Origin of the sequence: Arthrobacter sp. NPDC080082 (assembly GCF_040686595.1) — a bacterium.
Taxonomy (GTDB): domain Bacteria; phylum Actinomycetota; class Actinomycetes; order Actinomycetales; family Micrococcaceae; genus Arthrobacter.
In genome coordinates this window covers 285920-305482 of sequence record NZ_JBFBKQ010000005.1, presented here as the reverse complement: position 1 = coordinate 305482, position 19563 = coordinate 285920, and the positions used below count along the sequence as shown (strand labels likewise).

The following is a 19563-nucleotide window of genomic DNA, read 5'->3' as shown; positions in this document are numbered from 1 at the left end:
TGTTAGCTGTGGTCCAGCAGTTTGCGCAAAGTCTCGGCCTCGGTGGGCGAGACGGAGCCGATGAAGCGGGCCAGAACGGCCTCACGGTCAGGGGCGGAGCCGAGGACCTCGTGCATCAGTTCGGCGGTGTGGTCCGCGCGGCTGGACACGGCCTGGTAGCGGTGCGGACGGGTGCCGCGTTCACGCTCCACCAGGCCCTTGCGCTCCAGCCGGGAGAGGACGGTCAGGACCGTGGTGACGGCCAGGTCCTTGCCCTCGTGGCCCTCGGTACCGCCGGGGGTGCGGGTGCTTGTGGCCAGCAGGTCGCGCAGGGTGTTGGCCGTCGCGGCCTCCTGTCCCGCCCAGAGCAAGTCCATGACTGCCCGTTCCAGTTCCCCAAGACTTGCCATTGCCTGTGTCCTTCTAAGATGCCTCCCCGCCGGCACCTGCCGCGGGAGGTCGTTAATTACTACAGCTTTCAATTTACCGTTTTTTCGCTTGACTTTCTACATGCAGTAGAACAGGGCTCCGGGCGTGTCACGGTGGGTCGAGTGCGGGGCCCGGCGGCGGTCCGTTGCGGCCCGGGGTGAGCCGTGCCACGCTGGGTGCGTACGGTCCGGCCGATGTTCTACACTCTGTAGAAGTAGCAATTCTACGAACTGTAGAAAACTCTCGGGAACCTAACCAAAGGGACTGCCATGGACGCCTTGGAAATTGCACGCTGGCAATTCGGGATCACCACCGTCTATCACTTCATGATGGTGCCGCTGACGATCGGCCTGGGCCTGGTGGTGGCGGTGATCCAGACCCTCTGGTACCGCACCGGCAAGCCCGAATACCTCCGCATGACCAAGTTCTGGGGCAAGCTGTTCCTGATCAACTTCATCATGGGCGTCGCCACCGGCATCGTGCAGGAATTCCAGTTCGGCATGGCCTGGAGCGAGTACAGCCGCTTCGTCGGGGACGTCTTCGGCGCCCCGCTGGCCCTCGAGGCGCTGCTCGCGTTCTTCGTCGAGTCCACCTTCCTGGGCCTCTGGATCTTCGGCTGGAAGCAGCTCAAGCGCGGCGTCCACCTGGCCTGCCTCTGGATCGCTGTCATCGGCTCCGCGCTCTCGGCCTACTTCATCATCGTGGCCAACAGCTGGATGCAGCACCCAGTAGGTGTCGAGATGATCAACGGCCGCCCGGTCATGACCGACGCGTGGGCCGTGTTCACCAACAACACGGCCCTCGTGGCCGTGCCCCACACGCTCTTCGGCGCCCTCGCCGTCGCCGGCGCGTTCCTGCTCGGCATCGCCTGGTACCACCTGTGGCGCCGCCGGTATGACGGGATCGACACGGTCGGTGCCGACGGCCGGGTCATCCCCGGCGAGTCCACCGTCCCGGGCCGCGACCGTGCCGACCACGCCGTCTGGATCCGCTCGCTGCGGATCGGCGCCGTCGTCGCCATGATCTCCTTCGCCGGCACCGCCGTCACCGGCGACCTGCAAGGGAAGCTGATGTTCGTCCAACAGCCCATGAAGATGGCCGCCGCGGAGGCCGCCTGCCACGACGGGACCGGCTTCTCCATCCTGAGCATCGGCAACGTCGGCTCCAAGAACTGCGACGACGTCGTCGCCGTCATCGAGGTGCCGGGCCTGCTCTCCTTCCTGGCCAAGGGCGACTTCAGCACCGAGGTCAAGGGCGTCAACAGCCTGCTGGAACAGTACAAGGCCGACTACGGCACCCACCTGCCGGACAGCCCCATCTACGGCGACCGCGCCGGCAAGGAAATCCAGTACGTCCCCGTCATGGAGGTCACCTACTGGGGCTTCCGGATGATGATCGGTTTCGGCGGCCTCGCCGCGGCCGCTGCCGCCGCCGCGCTCTGGGCCACCCGCAAGGGCACCGTTCCGGCCTCCCGCGGCCTGATGCGGCTGGCCGTCTTCGGCATCCTGGCCCCCTTCGGCGCCAACGCCGCCGGCTGGATCTTCACCGAGATGGGCCGCCAGCCCTTCGTCGTCGCGCCCAACCCGGACGCTAGCGGCATCGACCAGGTCTTCATGTTCACCGCCGCCGCCGTCTCCCCGGGGGTGTCCGCCGGGGAACTGATCACCTCGCTGGTGGTGCTGACCGCCGTCTACGCGCTCCTGCTGGTGGTGGAGGTGAAGCTGCTGGTCAAGTACGTCCGCGGCGGCGTGGTGTCCGCCATGCCGGAGCTCGCGCACGTCCCGGCGGACGAGAACGAGGACAAGACGCCCCCGGGCGGCACTCCCGGAACGCCGGGCGCCGACGACGTCCTGGCCTTCGCCTACTGAGCGCCCCGCCCACCCCGTACCCGACCCGATACTGACAGAGGACACCCCGCATGGAACTGCTCCCCACGACCTGGTTCATCGCCATTGCGGTGCTGTGGACCGGCTACCTCTTCCTCGAAGGCTTCGACCTGGGCGTCGGCATGCTGATGAAGCTCTTCGCCCGGAACAACACCGAGCGCCGCGTGCTGCTGAACACCATCGGACCGGTGTGGGACGGCAACGAGGTCTGGCTGCTGACCGCGGGCGGGGCCACCTTCGCGGCCTTCCCGCTTTGGTACGCCTCGCTCTTCTCCGCCCTGTACCTGCCGCTGCTGCTGGTGCTGGTGGCGCTGATCTTCCGGGCCGTGGCCTTCGAGTACCGCGGCAAGGTGGACACCCCGCAGTGGCGCGCCCGCTGGGACTGGGCGATCGCCCTCGGCTCCCTGGTGGCGGCCTTCGGCGTCGGCGCCGCCCTGGGCCTGACCACCACCGGCCTGCCGGTGAATGCCAACGGTGACCGCGTGGGCGGCCCCTTCGCTTGGTTCAACGCCTACGCCGTGCTCGGCGGGCTCGCCGTCGTCGGCTTTTCCCTGGTCCACGCGCTGGCGTTCCTGGCGTTGAAGACCGACGGCGAGGTCCGGCACCGGGCGCGGCAGTGGTTCGTCCGGCTGCTGCCGGTGCTCCTCCTGCCCATCGCCGGCTGGGCGGTCGTCATGCAGTTCCAGGGCGGCAAGGCCTGGACCATCGCCGCCGTGGTGGCCGCCGTCGTCGCGGCCGCCGCAGCCTGGAACTTCGCCCGCGGCGGCGCCGAGGGCAAGGCATTCCTCTCCCTGGGCGTGTTCCTGGTCCTCGGCACCGCCTCGGTGTTCGGCGCCGCGTTCCCGGTGGTGCTGCCCTCCACCCTGGATCCGGCCTTCAACCTGACCATCTCCAACGCCTCCTCCTCCGACTACACGCTGGGCCTGATGACGATCGTCGCCTGCATCGGCCTGCCGCTGGTGCTCGCCTACCAGGCCTGGACCTACTGGGTGTTCCGGCGCCGGGTCAGCAGCGCCCACATCCCGGAGGCGCACAGCTTCCTGCCCGCCATCGCCTCCCGGGCCCTGGCGCCCAAGGACTAGGCGCCGATGAGACCGCAGTTCCCCTCCGGCCCTGCCACCCGCTCCGCGCTCTACCTGCTGGGGCTCCTCGCCGCCCTGAAGGCCCTGTCCCTGGTGCTGATGGGCCAGGCGGTCGCAGGCATGCTGACGGGACTGGCCGGCCACCAGGAGGCGTGGGCCGAACAGTTGGGCTGGGGCCTGGCCGGCGTGGTGCTGAGGGCACTCACCACGTGGGGACAGGCCGTCGCCGCGCGCCGTGCCGCGCTGGGGGTCAAGGAGGAGCTGCGCTCGCAGCTTCTGGAACGGGCCCTGCAGACGGGCACCCGCGCCGCCGGGCCGTCCGACGGCGGACTGGCGGTGCTCACCACGCGCGGACTGGACGCGCTGGATAACTACTACACGCAGTTCCTGCCGGCGCTGGTCAACTGCGCGGCCATCCCGCTGCTCCTGGGCGCCCGGATCCTCTTCGCCGACTGGGTCAGCGCCGTGGTGATCGTCCTGACCGTGCCCCTGGTGCCGCTGTTCATGATCCTGATCGGCCGGTATACGGAGGAACGGGTCCGGGAGGCGCAGTCCACGCTGGCCCGGCTCTCCGGCCACATGCTGGAACTGGCCAAGGGCCTGCCCGTGCTGGTGGGCCTGGGCCGGGCCAGCGCCCAGCGCAAGGCCCTGGAGGACATCTCCGAGGAATACCGGACCCGGACCATGGGCACCCTGCGCACCGCGTTCCTCTCCGCCCTGGCGCTGGAACTCATCGCCACCCTTTCCGTGGCCGTCGTGGCGGTGTTCATCGGCGTCCGCCTGGTCCACGGGGAGATGGGCCTCGAGGCCGGCCTGCTGGCCCTGATCCTCGCCCCCGACTACTACCTCCCGCTGCGCGAACTCGGCACCGCGCACCACGCCAGCGACGAGGGCCGTGCCGCGCTCGCCGACACCACCGAAGTGCTGGATGCCCCCCGGCCGGAGCCGCTGCTGCCGGCGGACGGCACTCCGGAGCCCGCTGCCGCTGTGCCTCCCGCTGTCGCCGTCAGCGGGCTGCGGGTGCGCTACCCGGGCCGAGACGGCGACGCCGTCGGGCCGCTGGACTTCACCGCGCCCGCGGGACGCATCACGGCCCTCGATGGCCCCAGCGGCGCCGGCAAGAGCACCATCCTGGGAGTGCTGGCGGGCACCATCGGTGCGGACACCGGGACGATCCTGGAAGGCCGCGTGTCCGGGTATGCGGCCGCCGACGTGGCGTGGGTGCCGCAGCACCCGGTCATGGTGGCCGACACGGTGCTGGATGAGGTGCTGCTGTACCTGGGCGGCGCGGACACGGCCCCGGACGACGCGTCCCGCGAGGCCGGGGCTAAGGCTAAGACTGAGGCGCGGCGCTGCCTTGCCGCCTGCGCGGCGGAACACCTGGCCGCGAAGCACCCCGCCGAGCTGAGTCCCGGCGAGTTGCGCCGGGTGGCCGTGGCCCGCGGCCTCGCACGGATCGCCGCCGGCGCCACCGTCCTGCTGCTGGACGAACCCACGGCACACCTGGACCGGACCTCGGCCGACGCCGTCAGCGCCGCCCTCACCGGGTTGCGCGGCCGGGCCACCGTGCTGCTGGTGGCCCACGACCGGCAGACCCGCGAACTGGCGGACACCGTGGTGCGGATCGGCGCGCCCGCGGCCGACGGCGGTACGACCGGCGGCGGTGCCGTAACGGCCGCGGCACCGGCATCCGCCGGCCCCGCAATGACCCGCCCCTCAACCGTGGCCGTAACCAGCCCAACTCCAGTCGATCGCCTCGCCGAGCGCGCCGTCCTGGCCGCCACGGGCCGTCCGGAACCCTCCGATGGCCTGAATTCCGACCGCGCGGATCAAACGAACGCCCCCTCGGCCTCCGTAGGGACCCCCGGCGCCGTCGCACGGCTGGGGAGGCTGCTGGCGCCGGTGGCCGGACGCTTCACCGCCGCCGGCGTCGTGGGCGTGCTGGCCGCGCTGTTCGCCGTCGCCCTCGCCGGCCTCTCCGGCTGGCTCATCATCCGCGCCAGCGAGCAGCCGCCCATCCTCTACCTGTTGACCGCCATCGTGGGGGTGCGCTTCTTCGGCGTGGGCCGGGCCGCGCTGCGCTACGCCGAACGGCTGCTGCTCCACGACGCCGTCTTCACCGCCCTGACCCGGCTCCGGGGCCAGCTGTGGGAGTCGCTGAGCCGCCGGGCCCTGTCACTGCGCCGCCTGCTGCAGGGTGGCAACGTCCTGGGTGCCGTCGTCGACGACGTCGACACCGTCCGGGATCTGCTGCCGCGCGTCGTGCTGCCGCCGCTGACCGCCGTCGCCGTCGCAGCCGCAGCCCTCACCGGGGTGGGGCTCCTGCTCCCGGAGGTACTCCCGGCGGTGGCCGCCGCCGCCGTTGCCAGCCTGGTGGCCGCACCGGCGCTGGCCCTATACGCCGACCGCAGGTCCGCCAGCGCCGAGCAGCGCCTGCGCTCGGGCGTGCTGCGCCGGGTGGCCGCCGCCCTGGACGCGCGCGCCGAACTCCAGGCCAACGGCGTCGGCGGTCCCGTGCTGGCCGCCATCCGGCGCGATGACCAGGCCGCCACGGATGCGGTCCGGCGCTCCGCCGTTGCCGAGGGGCTGGGACACGCCCTGACGGTCCTGGCCGGCGGATCCGCCGCGCTGGGCTGCGCCGTGCTCGCCGCCCCGCAGGCCCTCGCCGGGTCCGCGCAGCCGGCCGTGGTGGCGGTGGTGGTGCTGCTCCAACTGGCGCTGATCGAACCCTATGCGGCGATGACGACGGCGGTCCGTCAGTACCCCGCGCTTCGCACGGTGCTGCGGCGGATCGGGGAGTCGGGCCTCCTGGCAGCGGACCGGGGCTCGTACGGCGCCGGCGGTCCCGACGGCGGCCTGATTGCGCTGGCGCCGCGGCAGGACGGCCGTCCTGGCCTGGCGGCCGTGGACCTTGCCGCTGCCTGGCCCGGCGGCCCGTCGGTGTTCGAGGGCCTGACCGCGACGGCGGAACCCGGCCGCTGGCTCGCCGTCACGGGCGGATCCGGCTCCGGGAAGTCGACACTGCTGGCCGTCCTGCTCGGGTTCCTCCCGGCCGCCGACGGCGAACTGAGGCTGACCGGCCGCACCGCCTGGTGCCCGCAGGAGGCCCACCTGTTCGACTCGACCATCCGCGGCAACCTGATGCTCGGACTGCCCGGGGGACCCCGCCCCGGCGACGGCGCGGCCGAGGGCGCACCTGACGGATCGCCTGACAGGGTAGACGTGGAGCGCCGCCTGAGGGACGCGGTGTCCGCCGTCGGCCTGACGCCGCTGCTGGCCCGCCTGGAACGTGGACTGGACACCCCCGTCGGCCCGGGCGGTGCCTTCCTCAGCGGCGGCGAACGCCAGCGCCTGGCCGTGGCCCGCACCCTGCTGACTGGGGCGGACATCATCCTGCTCGACGAGCCCACCGCCCACCTGGACGCGGAGGCCGGCCGCGCCCTGCTGGCCGAACTGCGGCGCGGGCTGGCGGACCGGACGGTTGTCCTGGTCACCCACAACCCGGACGACGTCGATCCCGCCGACGCGCGGCTGGACCTGGACGAAAACGCCGCTGTGCGGGAACCGGCCGGAGTGAGCGGCCGGGCCTGACGCCCGTCTCCGGCAGGGCCTGACGCCCGTCATTGGGCCGGGCCAGGTGCTCAGCCCGAGGAGGCGACCGCGAAGAGCCCTGCCACGCCGACCATGTACAGCACCAGCACCACCAGCGAGTCCACACCCATGCCCAGCACCCGGCTCGCCGGCCGGAACAGCAGCCCCAGCATGTAGACCAGCGTCAGCAGGATGGCCAGCGCCGTCAGATAGATGTCCGAGGCGTGGGCCTGGGGGAGTACCGGCGTACCCGAGATCAGGACGGCCACGAGGAACAGCACCGGCAGGAAAGCGTTGCCGCCGAAGATGTCGCTGACCGCCAGTTGGAAGTCACCCTGCCGGACCGAGGCCAGGCCGGTGGATATTTCCGGCAGGGAGGTGGCCAGGGCCAGGAGCGTGGCGCCGAAGAGAACGCCGGAGAGGCCGATCTGACCGGCGATCGCGTCGCCGCTGCGCTCCAGCAGCACGCCGGATCCCAGCGTGGCGGCCGCCGCGACCAGGAAGATCCCCAGCGCCTTGCCGGTGCCGGTCTTATTCCGGGACGACGCGGCGTCGGACCGTCCCGACGTCTGCGACGAATTCTGCGCCGAGGCCTTCGCGTGGCCCTTGGGCGCGGACTGCCCATCGGGGGCCTGACCATGGGCGTGCCAGGGCAGCGACTTCTGCGACCGCTGCACCAGGAGCAGGCCCAGCAGCCAGATCACGGCGATCAGCACCGCGGCCGGGGTGAGCCGGAACAGGACCAGCCCCGGAGGCATCTGGCTCCCGGCGATGACCACGCCCAGCACACCCACCACCGTGATGGCCTCGATGACCAGGGTCAGGGACGCGGCGCGGTAACTCAGCGGCTTGCCGCCCTTGGTCCCGACGACGTCGAGGACGACCAGGACCACCGTCTGGATGGCGATGCCACCCAGGATGTTGCCCACCGCCACGCCCACATTCCCGGCCAGTGCGGCGCTGACGGTAATGGCGATCTCCGGCAGGTTCGTGGCCAGCGCCAACAGGATCAACCCGCCCAGGGCCGAGCCCAGCCGAAATCGGGCATCGAGCACATCCGTCTGTTTGGACAACTGGATGCCGGCCACCCAAATCACGGCGGCGGCCCCGGCGAAGATCAAGGCCAAGGCCCACAGCGGCAACGACTCCATCACGTGCTCCCATCCCGGCCGGAGGAACACCCGGCCACAGCTCCCGCGGCCGTGCACCGCGCAGATCGTCAGGCTACTTACTCTATGACCAGTACCCTGGGAGGGAGCCGGGAGCCGCCCACTGCTGGAGCCGGACCCGAGGGTCGGATAGCCTGACCCGATGATGAGCCGTGACGACAGCGACCCCCGCCAGGCCCTGGATGGCCGGCTGTCCTGGCGCCCCGCGGGGCCCGGCGACCTGGACGCCTGGGCGGCGCTGATCGCCCGGACCGCCGCCGTCGAACACCCCGTCTGGTACGAACGCCGCGAGGACCTGGCGCAGATCCTGTCCTCCCGGCAGAACCCGGTCGCCGCGAACACCATCCTTGGTTTCGACGGGCAGGGAACCGCGCGCGCCTACGGTCGGCTGACGAAGAACACCGACGGCGGGAAGGCCGTCGGGTTCGGCTGCGTGGATCCCGCATGGCAGGGCAGCGGGGTGGGCGGCGGCGTCCTGGCCTGGCTGGAGGAGCGGACCCGGCGGCGCTTTGCCGACGACGCCGAAGCAAACGTGGAACCGGCAACCCCCAGGCTCCGCCTCCACTCCGAGGAAGCACATGCCCGCGAGGCCCGGCTCTTCGAACGGCATGGCTATCGGGTGGTCCGCTACTACAACGAGATGCACCGCCCCCTGACGGACCCACTGCCCGCTTACCGCCTCGACGGCGGGCTCGAGCTGGCCGACTTCGGTCCCGCGCTGCACGAGGAGGTGCGGCAGGCCCACAACGACGCCTTCCGCGACCACTGGGGCAGCGAACCGCGGGACGAGGAGGCCTGGGGCTTTGTCGTGAACGACCCGTTGGCCCGGCCGGACCTGAGCTGCGTGGTCCTGGACGCCGACAACGGCCGGGTCGCCGGCTACCAGCTGGCCAGCCACGACCCGGACATCGCCGTCGAACGCGGCTTCACCGAGGGGTACACGGACCTGCTCGGGGTCCGCCGGGACTACCGCGGCCGGGGCATCGCCCGGGCGCTGCTGGCCGAGGCGATGCGCCGCTTCACCACGGCGGGCATGGACAAGGCCTCGCTCGACGTCGACTCCGAAAACCCCACCGGCGCCCTGGCGCTCTACACCGCCCTCGGCTACCGGGCCGTCAACCGCAGCATGGCCTGGGACAAGGAGCTCTGAGCCCCGCGGAGGCGTAAAATCCTAAGTGGGGGAAGGGCCTGGAAAGGGATATCACCATGCTCAAAGACCAGCCGGTCGGCGCCGTGTTGCCGGCCGCGGATATCGCCCGCGCCCGCGCTTTCTACCGCGACAAGCTCGGGCTCGAACCTGACAACCAGGATGCCCAGGACAACCTGCAGTACACCTGCGGCTCCGGGAGCAGATTCATGCTGTACCTCACGCCGAACGCCGGGACTGCGAAGAACACGCAGATGGGCTGGATGGTGCCGGACCTGCCGGCCGCCGTCGAGGAACTGCGCGGAAAGGGCGTGGTCTTCGAGGACTACGACTTCCCGGGCCTGAAAACCGAGAACGGCATCGCGACCCTGCCGGACGGCAACTCCGCGGCCTGGTTCCTGGACAGCGAGGGGAACATCCTGAACCTCAACTCCGGCATGTGAGCCCTGCCGGCGGGTCCTAGGACTCTGGCCGGGACGGGGAACGCCGGAGACACTCGTCGCATGTGCGCGGAAGCCCTGGTCCGGCTGGACGGCCTCACGAAGAGATTCGGCCGGAACACGGCGCTGGAGGGCGTCAGCTTCGGCATCGAACCCGGCGAGGTCTTCGGCTACCTGGGACCCAACGGCGCCGGCAAGACCACCACCATCCGGTTGCTGATGGGGCTGCTGCGCCCCACGGCCGGGACCGCGCGCGTGTTGGGCCTGGACGCCTGGCGCCAGCCGGTGGAGGCACACCGGAGGGTGGGTTACGTCCCCGGCGAACCGGCGCTCTATGACCGGCTCACCGGCCACCAGCACGTTGCTTACTGCGCCCGGCTGCGTCACCGGGACGACGCCGGGCTGGCCGCTAAGCTGGCGGCCAGCCTGGGGCTGGACCTCGGTAAACCGGCCCGCACGCTTTCCCGCGGCAACCGGCAGAAACTGGCGGTGGTGCTCGCCGTCATGTCCCGGCCGCGGCTGCTGATCCTGGACGAGCCCACCAGCGGCATCGACCCGCTCGTCCAGCAGGTCTTCCACGAGATCCTGCGCGAACACACGGCCGAGGGCGGCTCCGCCCTATTCTCCTCACATGTCCTCGGCGAGGTGGAACGGGTCGCGGACCGGATCGGCGTCGTCCGGGCCGGGCGCCTGGTGGCCGTCGAACGCCTGCAGGATCTCGCGGCCCGCTCCCTGCACCGGGTGCGGGCCCGCTTCGGCGACGACGTCTCCGCCGCCGACTTCGCCGGGCTGCCCGGCGTGCGGGACATTGTGGTGGAGGAGCGGGCACTGAGCTGCAACGCACCGCAGGCGGCCCTGGACGCGCTGCTGAAGCGCATCAGCGCCCGCCGGGTGGAGGATTTCGAGTGCTCCGAGGCGCCCTTGGAGGAGACCTTCCTGAGCTACTACGGCAACGGCGGCACCGGCACGGGGACCAGGACAGCCGCCGGTGCGGGGACAGCGGCCGGCGCGGGCACAGGGGAACCCGTCGAGGCCGGCGACGACGGGGAGGACTCCCGTGCGTCCTAACGTGCTGCTGAAGACCCTCCGCGACCAGGCCCGGGGCCTCGCCGCCTGGTCCGTTTCGCTGGCCCTGATCGTGGCGATGTACGCCGCCGTCTGGCCCTCGATCAGGGCCCAGCCGTCCATGAGCGACTTCATCGACCAAATGCCCGAGGCCTTCCGCTCCATGTTCGCCACCACCGGCGCGGATATGTCCACGCCCACCGGCTACATCCAGATCGAGCTGCTGTCCTTCATGGGGCCGATCGCCGTCCTGATCTACGCCGTCGGGACCGGCGCCGGCGCGATCGGCGGCGAGGAGGACCGGCACACCATGGACCTGTTGCTGTCCAACCCGGTGGGCCGCTGGCGCGTGGTGCTGGAGAAGTTCCTCGCGATGGCGGCGGGCACCTTCCTGCTGGCGGCCGTGACCGGAGCCGCACTGGTGCTCGAGGGCCGGCTGGTGGAGCTGGACCTGCCCGCGGACAAGGTGGCGGCCACCATGCTGCACCTGGCCCTGCTCGGCGTCGTCTTCGGCACCCTCGCGCTGGCCCTCTCAGCCGCCACGGGCCGGACCGGGCTGAGCCGCGGCATTCCGGCCGCCCTGGCGGTTCTTGCGTACATCGTGAACGCGCTGGCCCCGCTGGTGGACGTCTTCGACCGGCTGCAGAAACTCTCTCCGTTCTACCAGTACATCGACCACGACCCGCTGCGCACGGGCATCGCCTGGGACTCGGTGCTGGTCTCGGTGGCGACCATTGCAGTCCTGGCCGGGGCCGCCGTCGTCGGCTTCCGCCGCCGGGACATCCCGGCCTGAACGCCGGGCGGTCAGGCCGCGCTAGCCGGCCACGTCGTGGAGATGATGGACGACGTCGTGCAGGAAGTACTGCGAAAAGGTCAGCACCGTGAACTCCGAGCCGTTGCTGCGGGTGCCCTTCCGGCCCCAGTCGCTCTCCGGGACGCGGGCGAAGGACGCCGCGATTTCCTGGCCGCGGGCCGTCAGCTCGTCGCTCACCGTGGCCGGCTGGGCTCCGGCGTAATCCAGCTCGACCGCGGTCCGGTCCTGGTCCCAGTCCTCGAAGCGGGCGTCGTCCTGGCTGAGCATGAGGTGGAGGCGCTGGTTGAAGAGCTCAAAGACGTCGCGGACGTGGCAGGCATACTCCAGCGGCGACCAGGTGTCATCCTCCGGCCGCACGGCCACGTTCGGTCGCCGGAGGACGGCCCGCCAGCGGGGCAACATGGCCGTAATGTGGTCCGGCGCCATCGCCGGGGTCCAGGCGGAGGCGTGGAAGCCGCACTCGGGGCAGGGGGTGCCGAGCACCCAGGTCCAGTCTTTTGCGTCCGGGACGATAGGCATGCCAGCAGTCTAGGGGACTCGGCCCGTCCCCCAGGTGGCTCAGAGCCGCTCCCGCGACCGGGCGGGTCAGCCCTCCGCGGGCGCCGGGGCGGCGCCGGCGGGAGCCTCGGCCCCGGCCATGCTCGGCCCGATGGCGTCGACGGCCTGGGACAGCGGAATGCCGGAGCCGTCACGGCGGCCGTGCTCCACCGGCAGGGAGCGCGCCACGCCGGCCAGGGACGACGCTTTGGCCGGACCGTGCCCGGCCCAGGCCAGCAGGAGCGTGTCCTCGCCCTTGAGGAACCGGTGCGCCCGGACTCCGCCGGTGCCGCGGCCCTTGGAAGGGTATTCGGAGAGTGCTGTCACCTTCGCGGCGCCCGGGGCGGTGCCCGGCAGGGCCCCCTCGGTTCCGGCGATGGTGACCACGACGGCGGCCTCGTCATCGGCGCGGGCGGTGCCGAAGTGCAGCACCCGGTCCCCGGCGGCCAGCTTAATCCCGGCCATGCCGCCGGCGGTCCGGCCCTGCGGACGGACCGAGGAGGCGCCGAAGCGGAGCAACTGGGCCTGTCGGGTGATGAAGACCAGGTCGACGTCGTCGCCGTCGGCCGCCTCAACGCCCACCACGGTGTCCTTGTCCTTGAGCGCGATGACCTCCCAGTCCTCGCGGTTCAGGGGGTAGTCCGGCTGGACGCGCTTGACCACGCCCTGTGCGGTGCCGATGGCCAGGACCCGGTCCAGCGGCGCGAAGGCCACCAGCGTCTCACCCTTGAGCAGGGTGATGAAGTCCTTGGCGGGGACGCCGCCGGCCATGTTCGGGGTGCCGTTGGTGGGCGGCAGCACGGGCATGTCCACCACCTGCAGCCGCAGCATCCGGCCCTGCGAGGTGATGGCGGCGATCTCACCGCGGGCCGAGGTCTTCACCACGGAGCGGAAGACGTCGTGCTTGGCCCGCGGTCCGGCCTCCGCCAGGCTGTCCTGGTTGGCGGTCCGGGCGATCTGGCCGGAGGCTGTGAGGATGGCCCAGCACGGGTCGTCCGCGATCTCCAGGGCCAGCGGCGCGGCCTTGCCCTTGACCGGGGCGGCGGCCGCGGCGGCCAGGGTGGGGGAGACGGCCTCGGATTCGAGCAGCACCGTCCGGCGCGGCGTCCCGTACTTCTCCGCGATTTCCGCGAGCTCGTCGGAGACGAGGCCGCGCAGCAGTTCCGGGGAGTCCAGGATGGCCTGCAGTTCGGCGATCTCGCGCCGCAGCTCGTCCTGTTCCTTCTCCAGTTCGATCCGGGAGTACTTGGTCAGCTGCCGCAGCCGCAGCTCCAGGATGTAGTTGGCCTGGATCTCGGAGAGGTCGTAGATGGACATCAGCCGGGTCCGGGCCGCGGCCGCCTCGTCCGAGGAGCGGATGATCTGGATGACCTCGTCGATGTCGACGATCGCGATCAGCAGGCCCTCCACCAGGTGCAGCCGGTCCTGCTTCTTCGCCAGCCGGAACGCGGTGCGCCGCCGGACCACGGTGATGCGGTGGGTGACGTAGACGCTGAGCAGTTCAAGCAGGCCCAGGGTCTGCGGCTGGCCGTCCACCAGGGTGACGTTGTTGATGCCGAAGGAGTCCTCCATCGGCGTGTAGCGGTACAGCTGCTGCAGCACGGCGTTGGGGTTGAAGCCGTTCTTCAGCTCGATCACCAGGCGCAGCCCGTGCTTGCGGTCGGTGAGGTCCACGATGTCGCTGATGCCCGACAGCTTCTTGCCGTTGACGGCGTCCTTAATCTTCTCGATCACCTTTTCCGGGCCCACCATATACGGCAGTTCGGTGACCACCAGGCCGGTGCGGCGGGCCGAGAGCTGCTCGACGTCGACCTTCGCCCGGGTCTTGAATGAGCCGCGGCCGGTGGCGTAGGCGTCCCGGATGCCGTCCAGGCCCACGATCCGGCCGCCCGTGGGCAGGTCCGGGCCGGGGACGAACTTCATCACGTCCTCCAGCGTGGCGTCCGGGTGCGCGATCAGGTGCCGTGCCGCCGCGATGACCTCGCCGAGGTTGTGCGGGGCCATGTTGGTGGCCATGCCGACGGCGATGCCGGTGGCGCCGTTGACCAGCAGGTTCGGGAACGCCGCGGGCAGCACGTCCGGCTGGGTGAGCTGGTTGTCGTAGTTCGGGACGAAGTCGACGACATCCTCGTCCAGGTGGTCTGTCAGGGTCAGCGCCGCCGCCGCGAGCCGGGCCTCCGTGTAACGGGGCGCGGCCGGACCGTCGTCGAGAGAGCCGAAGTTGCCGTGCCCGTCGATCAGGGGCAGCCGCAGGGAGAAATCCTGCGCCATGCGGACCATCGCGTCGTAGATGGCGGTGTCGCCGTGCGGGTGCAGCTTGCCCATCACCTCGCCCACCACGCGGGCGCTCTTGACGTGGCCGCGGTCCGGTCGCAGGCCCATCTCGCTCATCATGTAGAGGATGCGCCGCTGCACCGGCTTCAGGCCGTCGCGGGCGTCCGGGAGCGCCCGGGAGTAGATCACCGAGTAGGCGTACTCCAGGAAGGACCCTTCCATCTCGGAGGTGACATCGATGTCGACGATGTTCTCGTGATAATCCTGGGCTTCCCCTGCCGGGGGCGTGGTTTGGCGGCGTGCCATGGGGCTGGTGGGTCCTTCTGCGTGGTGCTCAACGGGTGCTGCGTAAGTTTATGGCTAGGCTAAGCCTATGGTGGATCAGCCCGTGGACGGCGTATATCCGGAACATTGGGAAGCCGATGTCGTGCTGCGCGACGGCGGCACTGCCCACCTGCGGCCCATCCACGCCGCCGACTCCGACGCCGTGCAGGCCTTCCACGTCGGCCAGTCGCAGAAGTCCATCTACATGCGCTTCTTCGCGTTCAAGTCCAAGCTCTCCAGCAAGGAACTCAAGCGCTTCACCGAGGTCGATTACAAGGACCGGGTGGCGCTGGTGATCACCATCGGCGGCGACATCATCGGCATCGGCCGCTACGACCGGCTCGATGACCCGGCCGAGGCGGAGGTGGCCTTCAACATCGCCGACGCCCACCAGGGCCGCGGCATCGGCTCCATCCTGCTCGAACACCTCGCCGCCGCCGCCCGGGAAAACGGCATCCGCAAGTTCAGTGCCGAGGTGCTGCCGGAGAACCGCAAGATGCTGATGGTCTTCTCCGACGCCGGCTACGACGTCAAGCGGCACTTCGACGACGGCGTCGTCAGCCTCGAATTCAACATCGACCCCACGGACAAGTCCCGCGCCGTGATGGAATCCCGCGAGCACCGCGCCGAGGCCCGCAGCATCCAGGAGCTGCTGGCCCCCGACTCGGTCGCCGTGATCGGCGCCAGCCGCCGCTGGGGGACCGTGGGCTACCAGCTGCTTGAACACATCATCGAGGGCGGCTTCACCGGTCCGGTCTATGCGATCAACCCCGAGGCGCTGGAACTGGCCGGCATGCTCTCCTTCGCCCGGCTCTCCGAGGTGCCGGGCCCGGTGAAGCTCGCTATCATCGCCGTGCCCTACGACGAGGTCCCCAAGGTGGTGCAGGAGTGCGGCGAGGCCGGGGTCAAGGGCATCGTGGTGGCCACCGCCGGCTACGCCGACGACGGCGAACGCGGCCTGGCGCGGCAGCGGGAACTGGTCCGCCAGGCCCGGGCCAACGGCATGCGGGTGATCGGCCCGGCGTCGCTCGGGATCGTCAACACCAACCCCGCCGTCTCCCTCAACGCCTCGATGGCCCCCTCGCTGGCCCGCCGCGGCGGCCTGGGACTGTTCAGCCAGTCCGCGGCGATCGGCGTCTCGCTCTACGCCGCGTCCAGCCGCCGCCGGGTGGGGATCTCCACCTTCCTCTCCGCCGGCAACCGCGCCGACGTCTCCGGCAACGACCTGATGCAGTACTGGGAGGACGACGCGGACACCACCGCCGTCGGTCTCTACCTCGAATCGATCGGCAACCCGCGTAAGTTCTCCCGCCTGGCCCGCCGGCTGGCCCGCACCAAACCCGTGATCGTCGCCAAGTCCGACGCGATGGGCCTGAACCTGCCGCCGGGCCACTCCGTCCGGATTACGCAGGCGCCCCCGGAGGCGCTCGATGCCATGATGCGCCAGGCCGGCGTGATCCGGGTGGGGACCATCGAGGAACTCATGGACGTCGCGCAGATCGTCTCCAGCCAGCCGCTGCCCCAGGGTCCCGGCGTGGCCGTCTTCAGTAACTCCCGGGCTCTCGGCAAGGTGGTCTCGGACAGTGCCGAGGCCGCCGGGCTCGGCGTCGAGCGGATCGTCGCCGACGTCGACCTGGACACCGGCATGTCCCGCGCCCTCCCCGCCCTGCGCCGCAGCCTGCAGGAGACCCTGACGCTGGAGAACGTGCACGCCGTCGTTGTCGCGCTGCTGCCCGCCCGGGGCCTGACCGTGGAGAAGATCGGCGCCGTGCTGGCCGAATGCTCGGCCGCCGCCGGGAAACCCGTGGTGGCCGCGTTCACCGGCATCCTGGACCCGTCCATCTACGTCGAGGGCATGGTCGGCGACGCCGGCGAGGCCCCGCCCGTGCCCTGCTACTCGAACCCGGGCGCCGCCGTCGCCGCCCTGGCCGCCGTCGTCCGCTACGCCCAGTGGAAGGTCTGGGACCAGGGCCTCTTCGTCGAACCCGAGGGCTGCGACCCCGACGCCGCGCACCACGACCTCGAAGAACTGTTGCGCCCCGTCGGCGGCGAGCAGCTGGTCCGGCTGGACCCGGCCGCCGCGGACCGGCTGCTGGGCCACTACGGCATCCACGTGCTTCCCTCGGCGGGTTTCGAGACCGACGACGACGCCGTCGCCGCGGCGGAGAGGCTCGGCTGGCCGGTGGCGATCAAGACCACCGACCCGGCGCTCCGGCACCGCCTGGACCTGGGCGGGGTGCGGCTGGATATACAGGACGCCGACTCGCTGCGGGCCAACATCGCCCAGATGCGACGGTCCCTGCAGCGCTACGGCTCGCCCTCCCTGGAGGTTCAGACCATGGCGCCGGTGGGCCAGGCGTGCACCTTCCGGGCCATCGAGGACCCGCTGCTGGGACCGGTGGTCTCCTTCGGCCTCGCCGGGGACGCCGTGAACCTGCTGGATGATTGGGCGCACCGCGTTCCGCCGCTCTCCGGCTCGGACGTGCACGACTTCATCCGCTCGCCCCGGGCCTCGCGGAAACTCTTCGGCTACCAGGGGCTGCCCGCCGTCGACGTCGCCGCGCTGGAGGACCTCGCCGCGCGGCTGACCCGGCTCAAGGACAACCACCCGGAGATCGCCCTCGTGGAGTTCAACCCGGTCCTCGCCGGCACCGAGGGGGCGGTGATCCTCGCCGCCGACGTGCGGATCGCCAACGCAGCCCAGCGCACCGACACGGCCCGGCGCGCCATGCGGGCCTGAGGCTCAGGTGCCTGCGGTCTTGTCCACATCGGGGCGCCGCGGTTAGCAAGTGACTAGCCGATCTGTGAAAATGGAACCCATGACCTCCCAGCCCCCAGCATCCCAGCCACAGGCTTCCCTCTCCGCCCGCCACGGTGCGCCGCACGCCGGCCTGCACGACCACAGCGCGCAGGGACAGAGCCTCACGGATGCGCTGGAGCAGGCCGGCTTCTACCCGCGGCTGGTCGCCGACGTGGTGGCCGACGCCCTCGACGGCCGGGACTGCGTCTCCCACCTGGTGCACCTCGAAACCCACTTCGACCGGGCCGAGGTCCGCCGCCACATCACGGTGCTGGTGCTCACCGAGGACATGCTGGTGATCACCCACGTGGACGACCAGCAGCTGGACGAGGCCGGCGAGCAGATGGTCGCCCAGGTCTCCACCGAGTCCGTCCCGGTGGCCCAGATCCGCTCCGTGGTGCTCAGCTACATTTACGCCCAGCCGCAGGACTACAAGCCCTCGGACCCGGTCCGCGAACTCACGCTCTCCATCGCCTGGTCCGGCGGCCAGCGGCTGGACATGGGCCCGGCCAGCTGCGGGGACCCCCAGTGCGAGGCGGACCACGGCTACAGCGGCACGATCGCCCAGGAGGACATCGTCCTGCGGATCAGCGCCGAGGCGGACGGCCTCCAGGCGGTCCAGGACGCCAAGCTCTTCGCCCGCGCCCTGCGCGCCGTAAACACCGGATCCGGCGCCCCGGCCGGCCACGGCGTCTCCACCCTGCCGCCGCGCTCCCGCGCCGGCGTCTTCGCCAACCGCCTGAGCCGCGGCCATCAGCGCTGAGATGGGCGCCGACAGCACCGCCGGTTCCGTGCCGGGGCCGGGCGGCCCCGGCGTGACCGATGGCCCGGCCCTGCCCTCGCCGCCGGCCTACGGCAGGAAGTCCATCGCCGAGGTCTTCAGCAGTGCGGCGGCCAGCATCGGCGTGCCCGGCTTCGAGAACCGGCTGTCGTTGCCCCCGGCGCGGCGGGTGTGCGTGGTCCTGGCCGACGGCCTGGGCCGGCAGCTGCTGAAGCAGCGCGCCGCCCACACGCCGTTCCTCCGCTCGGTGCTCCAGTCCGGGCAGGGTGAGGTCCCCGCCGGCGTCGATGCCGCCTTCCCGTCCACCACTGCGGCGTCGCTGGCCAGCTTCGGCACCGGCCGCTCCGCCGGCCAGCACGGCATGGTGGGCTACGACGTCGTGGACCCGGACCAGGACCGCGTGGTCAACATGCTCAGCAACTGGGACGACGGCGTCGATCCGCGACGCTGGCAGCCGCTGCCCACCGTCTTCGAACGCGCCTCGGGGCACGCCGACGTCAGCACCGTCGCCCTGCCCCGCTTCAGCGACTCCGCCATGACCCAGGCGGCCCTGCGCGGAGGGCGGTTCATCGCCGGCACCACCGCGCACGCCCGCACCGCCGCCGCGGCCGAGGCGATGGCCGGGGCGGAGAGCGCGCTGATGTACTTCTACGTGCACGAGCTGGACAAGGCCGGCCACCGCTACGGTGCCGCGTCGGCCCAGTGGGAACACCAGCTGGAGGAGCTCGACGCGACCGTCAGCCGGCTGAACTCGACACTCCCGCCGGGAACCACCGTGCTGGTCACGGGCGACCACGGCATGGTGGACGTGCCGGAGTCCCGGCGCCTGGACTACTCCGCCGAACCCGCCCTGATCGAGGGGGTCCGGCACACCGCAGGCGAACCCCGGATGGTCCACCTCTACCTGGAAGAGGACGCGGGGGAGGCCGGCCGCGGCCGGCTGCTGGCGGCCTGGCGGGCGCGGTTCGGCGAACGGATCTGGGCCTTCACCCGCGAGGAGGCCATCGCGGCGGGGCTGTTTGGGGACGTGCGCGACGCCGTTGGCCCCCGGATCGGGGACGTGATGATTGCCGCCCGCGACACCCTGGCGCTCTACGACACCCGGCGGGTGCCCGCACGGGCGCTCGAGGTGGTGGGCCAGCACGGCTCACTGACCAAGGCCGAGCGGGAAGTCCCGCTGCTGTGCTTCAGCGCCGCCGGCAAGACCGGCAGCAAGGCCCGCCGCTAACAGTCCATCGGGGCCGG

General features: G+C 71.3%; 14 protein-coding genes. 10 read left to right on the top strand and 4 right to left on the bottom strand.

Translation table 11 applies throughout. The features are described from left to right. Positions 1 to 2: 2 nt before the first annotated feature. Positions 3 to 389, bottom strand: a complete 387-nt coding sequence (locus AB0O44_RS12500; RefSeq protein WP_364137776.1) for a BlaI/MecI/CopY family transcriptional regulator — start codon at positions 387 to 389, stop codon at positions 3 to 5. Positions 390 to 677: 288 nt separating this feature from the next. Here AB0O44_RS12500 and AB0O44_RS12495 point away from each other — a divergent pair, with 288 nt between their 5' ends. The 3 genes from AB0O44_RS12495 to cydD are packed head-to-tail and all read left to right on the top strand — an operon-like array spanning position 678 to position 6967. Continuing rightward, on the top strand, positions 678 to 2276 hold the full coding sequence (locus AB0O44_RS12495) for a cytochrome ubiquinol oxidase subunit I (protein WP_364137774.1): 1599 nt from the start codon (positions 678 to 680) through the stop codon (positions 2274 to 2276). A 50-nt stretch (positions 2277 to 2326) separates the two neighbouring features. After that, positions 2327 to 3376, top strand: coding sequence for a cytochrome d ubiquinol oxidase subunit II (cydB, locus tag AB0O44_RS12490; RefSeq protein ID WP_364137772.1), 1050 nt, complete (start codon positions 2327 to 2329; stop codon positions 3374 to 3376). A 6-nt stretch (positions 3377 to 3382) separates the two neighbouring features. After that, positions 3383 to 6967, top strand: coding sequence for a thiol reductant ABC exporter subunit CydD (gene cydD / locus AB0O44_RS12485; protein WP_364137770.1), 3585 nt, complete (start codon positions 3383 to 3385; stop codon positions 6965 to 6967). A gap of 50 nt (positions 6968 to 7017) precedes the next feature. Here the strand turns inward: cydD and AB0O44_RS12480 are convergent, their stop codons facing one another. Further along, positions 7018 to 8118 (bottom strand): sodium:calcium antiporter, encoded by a 1101-nt coding sequence (locus AB0O44_RS12480; RefSeq protein ID WP_364137768.1) that lies wholly within the window; start codon positions 8116 to 8118, stop codon positions 7018 to 7020. Between the two features lie 160 nt (positions 8119 to 8278). Here AB0O44_RS12480 and AB0O44_RS12475 point away from each other — a divergent pair, with 160 nt between their 5' ends. Genes AB0O44_RS12475 through AB0O44_RS12460 form a run of 4 tightly spaced genes read left to right on the top strand, consistent with a single transcriptional unit; the run spans position 8279 to position 11581 of the window. Next, positions 8279 to 9286: a GNAT family N-acetyltransferase gene (locus AB0O44_RS12475; RefSeq protein ID WP_364137766.1), complete on the top strand. Its 1008-nt coding sequence runs from the start codon at positions 8279 to 8281 to the stop codon at positions 9284 to 9286. Between the two features lie 56 nt (positions 9287 to 9342). Next, positions 9343 to 9726 carry a VOC family protein gene (locus AB0O44_RS12470; RefSeq protein ID WP_364137764.1) on the top strand — a complete coding sequence of 128 codons (384 nt, stop codon included), beginning with the start codon at positions 9343 to 9345 and terminating at the stop codon, positions 9724 to 9726. Between the two features lie 60 nt (positions 9727 to 9786). Next, complete coding sequence (locus tag AB0O44_RS12465) at positions 9787 to 10791, top strand: ABC transporter ATP-binding protein (protein ID WP_364137762.1); 1005 nt, start codon at positions 9787 to 9789, stop codon at positions 10789 to 10791. Then, on the top strand, positions 10781 to 11581 hold the full coding sequence (locus AB0O44_RS12460) for an ABC transporter permease subunit (RefSeq protein ID WP_364137760.1): 801 nt from the start codon (positions 10781 to 10783) through the stop codon (positions 11579 to 11581). The genes AB0O44_RS12465 and AB0O44_RS12460 overlap by 11 nt, the downstream gene beginning before the upstream one ends. Positions 11582 to 11602: 21 nt before the next feature. On the opposite strand, the gene AB0O44_RS12455 is transcribed toward AB0O44_RS12460, so the two are convergent. Together AB0O44_RS12455 and AB0O44_RS12450 are read right to left on the bottom strand one after the other, a co-directional pair. Further along, entirely contained in the window at positions 11603 to 12121 is a 519-nt protein-coding gene (locus tag AB0O44_RS12455) for a DinB family protein (RefSeq protein ID WP_364137758.1), read from the bottom strand. A 66-nt stretch (positions 12122 to 12187) separates the two neighbouring features. Continuing rightward, positions 12188 to 14719 carry a DNA topoisomerase IV subunit A gene (locus AB0O44_RS12450; RefSeq protein ID WP_364137756.1) on the bottom strand — a complete coding sequence of 844 codons (2532 nt, stop codon included), beginning with the start codon at positions 14717 to 14719 and terminating at the stop codon, positions 12188 to 12190. A 67-nt stretch (positions 14720 to 14786) separates the two neighbouring features. Between AB0O44_RS12450 and AB0O44_RS12445 the strand changes: the two genes are divergently transcribed. The 3 genes from AB0O44_RS12445 (at position 14787) to AB0O44_RS12435 (ending at position 19546) form a co-directional block, all read left to right on the top strand. Further along, complete coding sequence (locus AB0O44_RS12445) at positions 14787 to 17477, top strand: GNAT family N-acetyltransferase (RefSeq protein ID WP_364137754.1); 2691 nt, start codon at positions 14787 to 14789, stop codon at positions 17475 to 17477. Positions 17478 to 17556: 79 nt separating this feature from the next. Continuing rightward, positions 17557 to 18300 carry a DUF5998 family protein gene (locus AB0O44_RS12440; protein ID WP_290258122.1) on the top strand — a complete coding sequence of 248 codons (744 nt, stop codon included), beginning with the start codon at positions 17557 to 17559 and terminating at the stop codon, positions 18298 to 18300. A gap of 1 nt (position 18301) precedes the next feature. Further along, entirely contained in the window at positions 18302 to 19546 is a 1245-nt protein-coding gene (locus AB0O44_RS12435; protein ID WP_364137752.1) for a nucleotide pyrophosphatase/phosphodiesterase family protein, read from the top strand. Positions 19547 to 19563 lie beyond the last annotated feature (17 nt).

Coding starts and splice junctions, on each gene's coding strand:
- AB0O44_RS12500 (WP_364137776.1), bottom strand. CDS start 389: ATGGCAAGTCTTGGGGAACTGGAACGGGCAGTCATGGACTTGCTCTGG.
- AB0O44_RS12495 (WP_364137774.1), top strand. CDS start 678: ATGGACGCCTTGGAAATTGCACGCTGGCAATTCGGGATCACCACCGTC.
- cydB (WP_364137772.1), top strand. CDS start 2,327: ATGGAACTGCTCCCCACGACCTGGTTCATCGCCATTGCGGTGCTGTGG.
- cydD (WP_364137770.1), top strand. CDS start 3,383: ATGAGACCGCAGTTCCCCTCCGGCCCTGCCACCCGCTCCGCGCTCTAC.
- AB0O44_RS12480 (WP_364137768.1), bottom strand. CDS start 8,118: ATGGAGTCGTTGCCGCTGTGGGCCTTGGCCTTGATCTTCGCCGGGGCC.
- AB0O44_RS12475 (WP_364137766.1), top strand. CDS start 8,279: ATGATGAGCCGTGACGACAGCGACCCCCGCCAGGCCCTGGATGGCCGG.
- AB0O44_RS12470 (WP_364137764.1), top strand. CDS start 9,343: ATGCTCAAAGACCAGCCGGTCGGCGCCGTGTTGCCGGCCGCGGATATC.
- AB0O44_RS12465 (WP_364137762.1), top strand. CDS start 9,787: ATGTGCGCGGAAGCCCTGGTCCGGCTGGACGGCCTCACGAAGAGATTC.
- AB0O44_RS12455 (WP_364137758.1), bottom strand. CDS start 12,121: ATGCCTATCGTCCCGGACGCAAAAGACTGGACCTGGGTGCTCGGCACC.
- AB0O44_RS12450 (WP_364137756.1), bottom strand. CDS start 14,719: ATGGCACGCCGCCAAACCACGCCCCCGGCAGGGGAAGCCCAGGATTAT.
- AB0O44_RS12445 (WP_364137754.1), top strand. CDS start 14,787: ATGGTGGATCAGCCCGTGGACGGCGTATATCCGGAACATTGGGAAGCC.
- AB0O44_RS12440 (WP_290258122.1), top strand. CDS start 17,557: ATGACCTCCCAGCCCCCAGCATCCCAGCCACAGGCTTCCCTCTCCGCC.
- AB0O44_RS12435 (WP_364137752.1), top strand. CDS start 18,302: ATGGGCGCCGACAGCACCGCCGGTTCCGTGCCGGGGCCGGGCGGCCCC.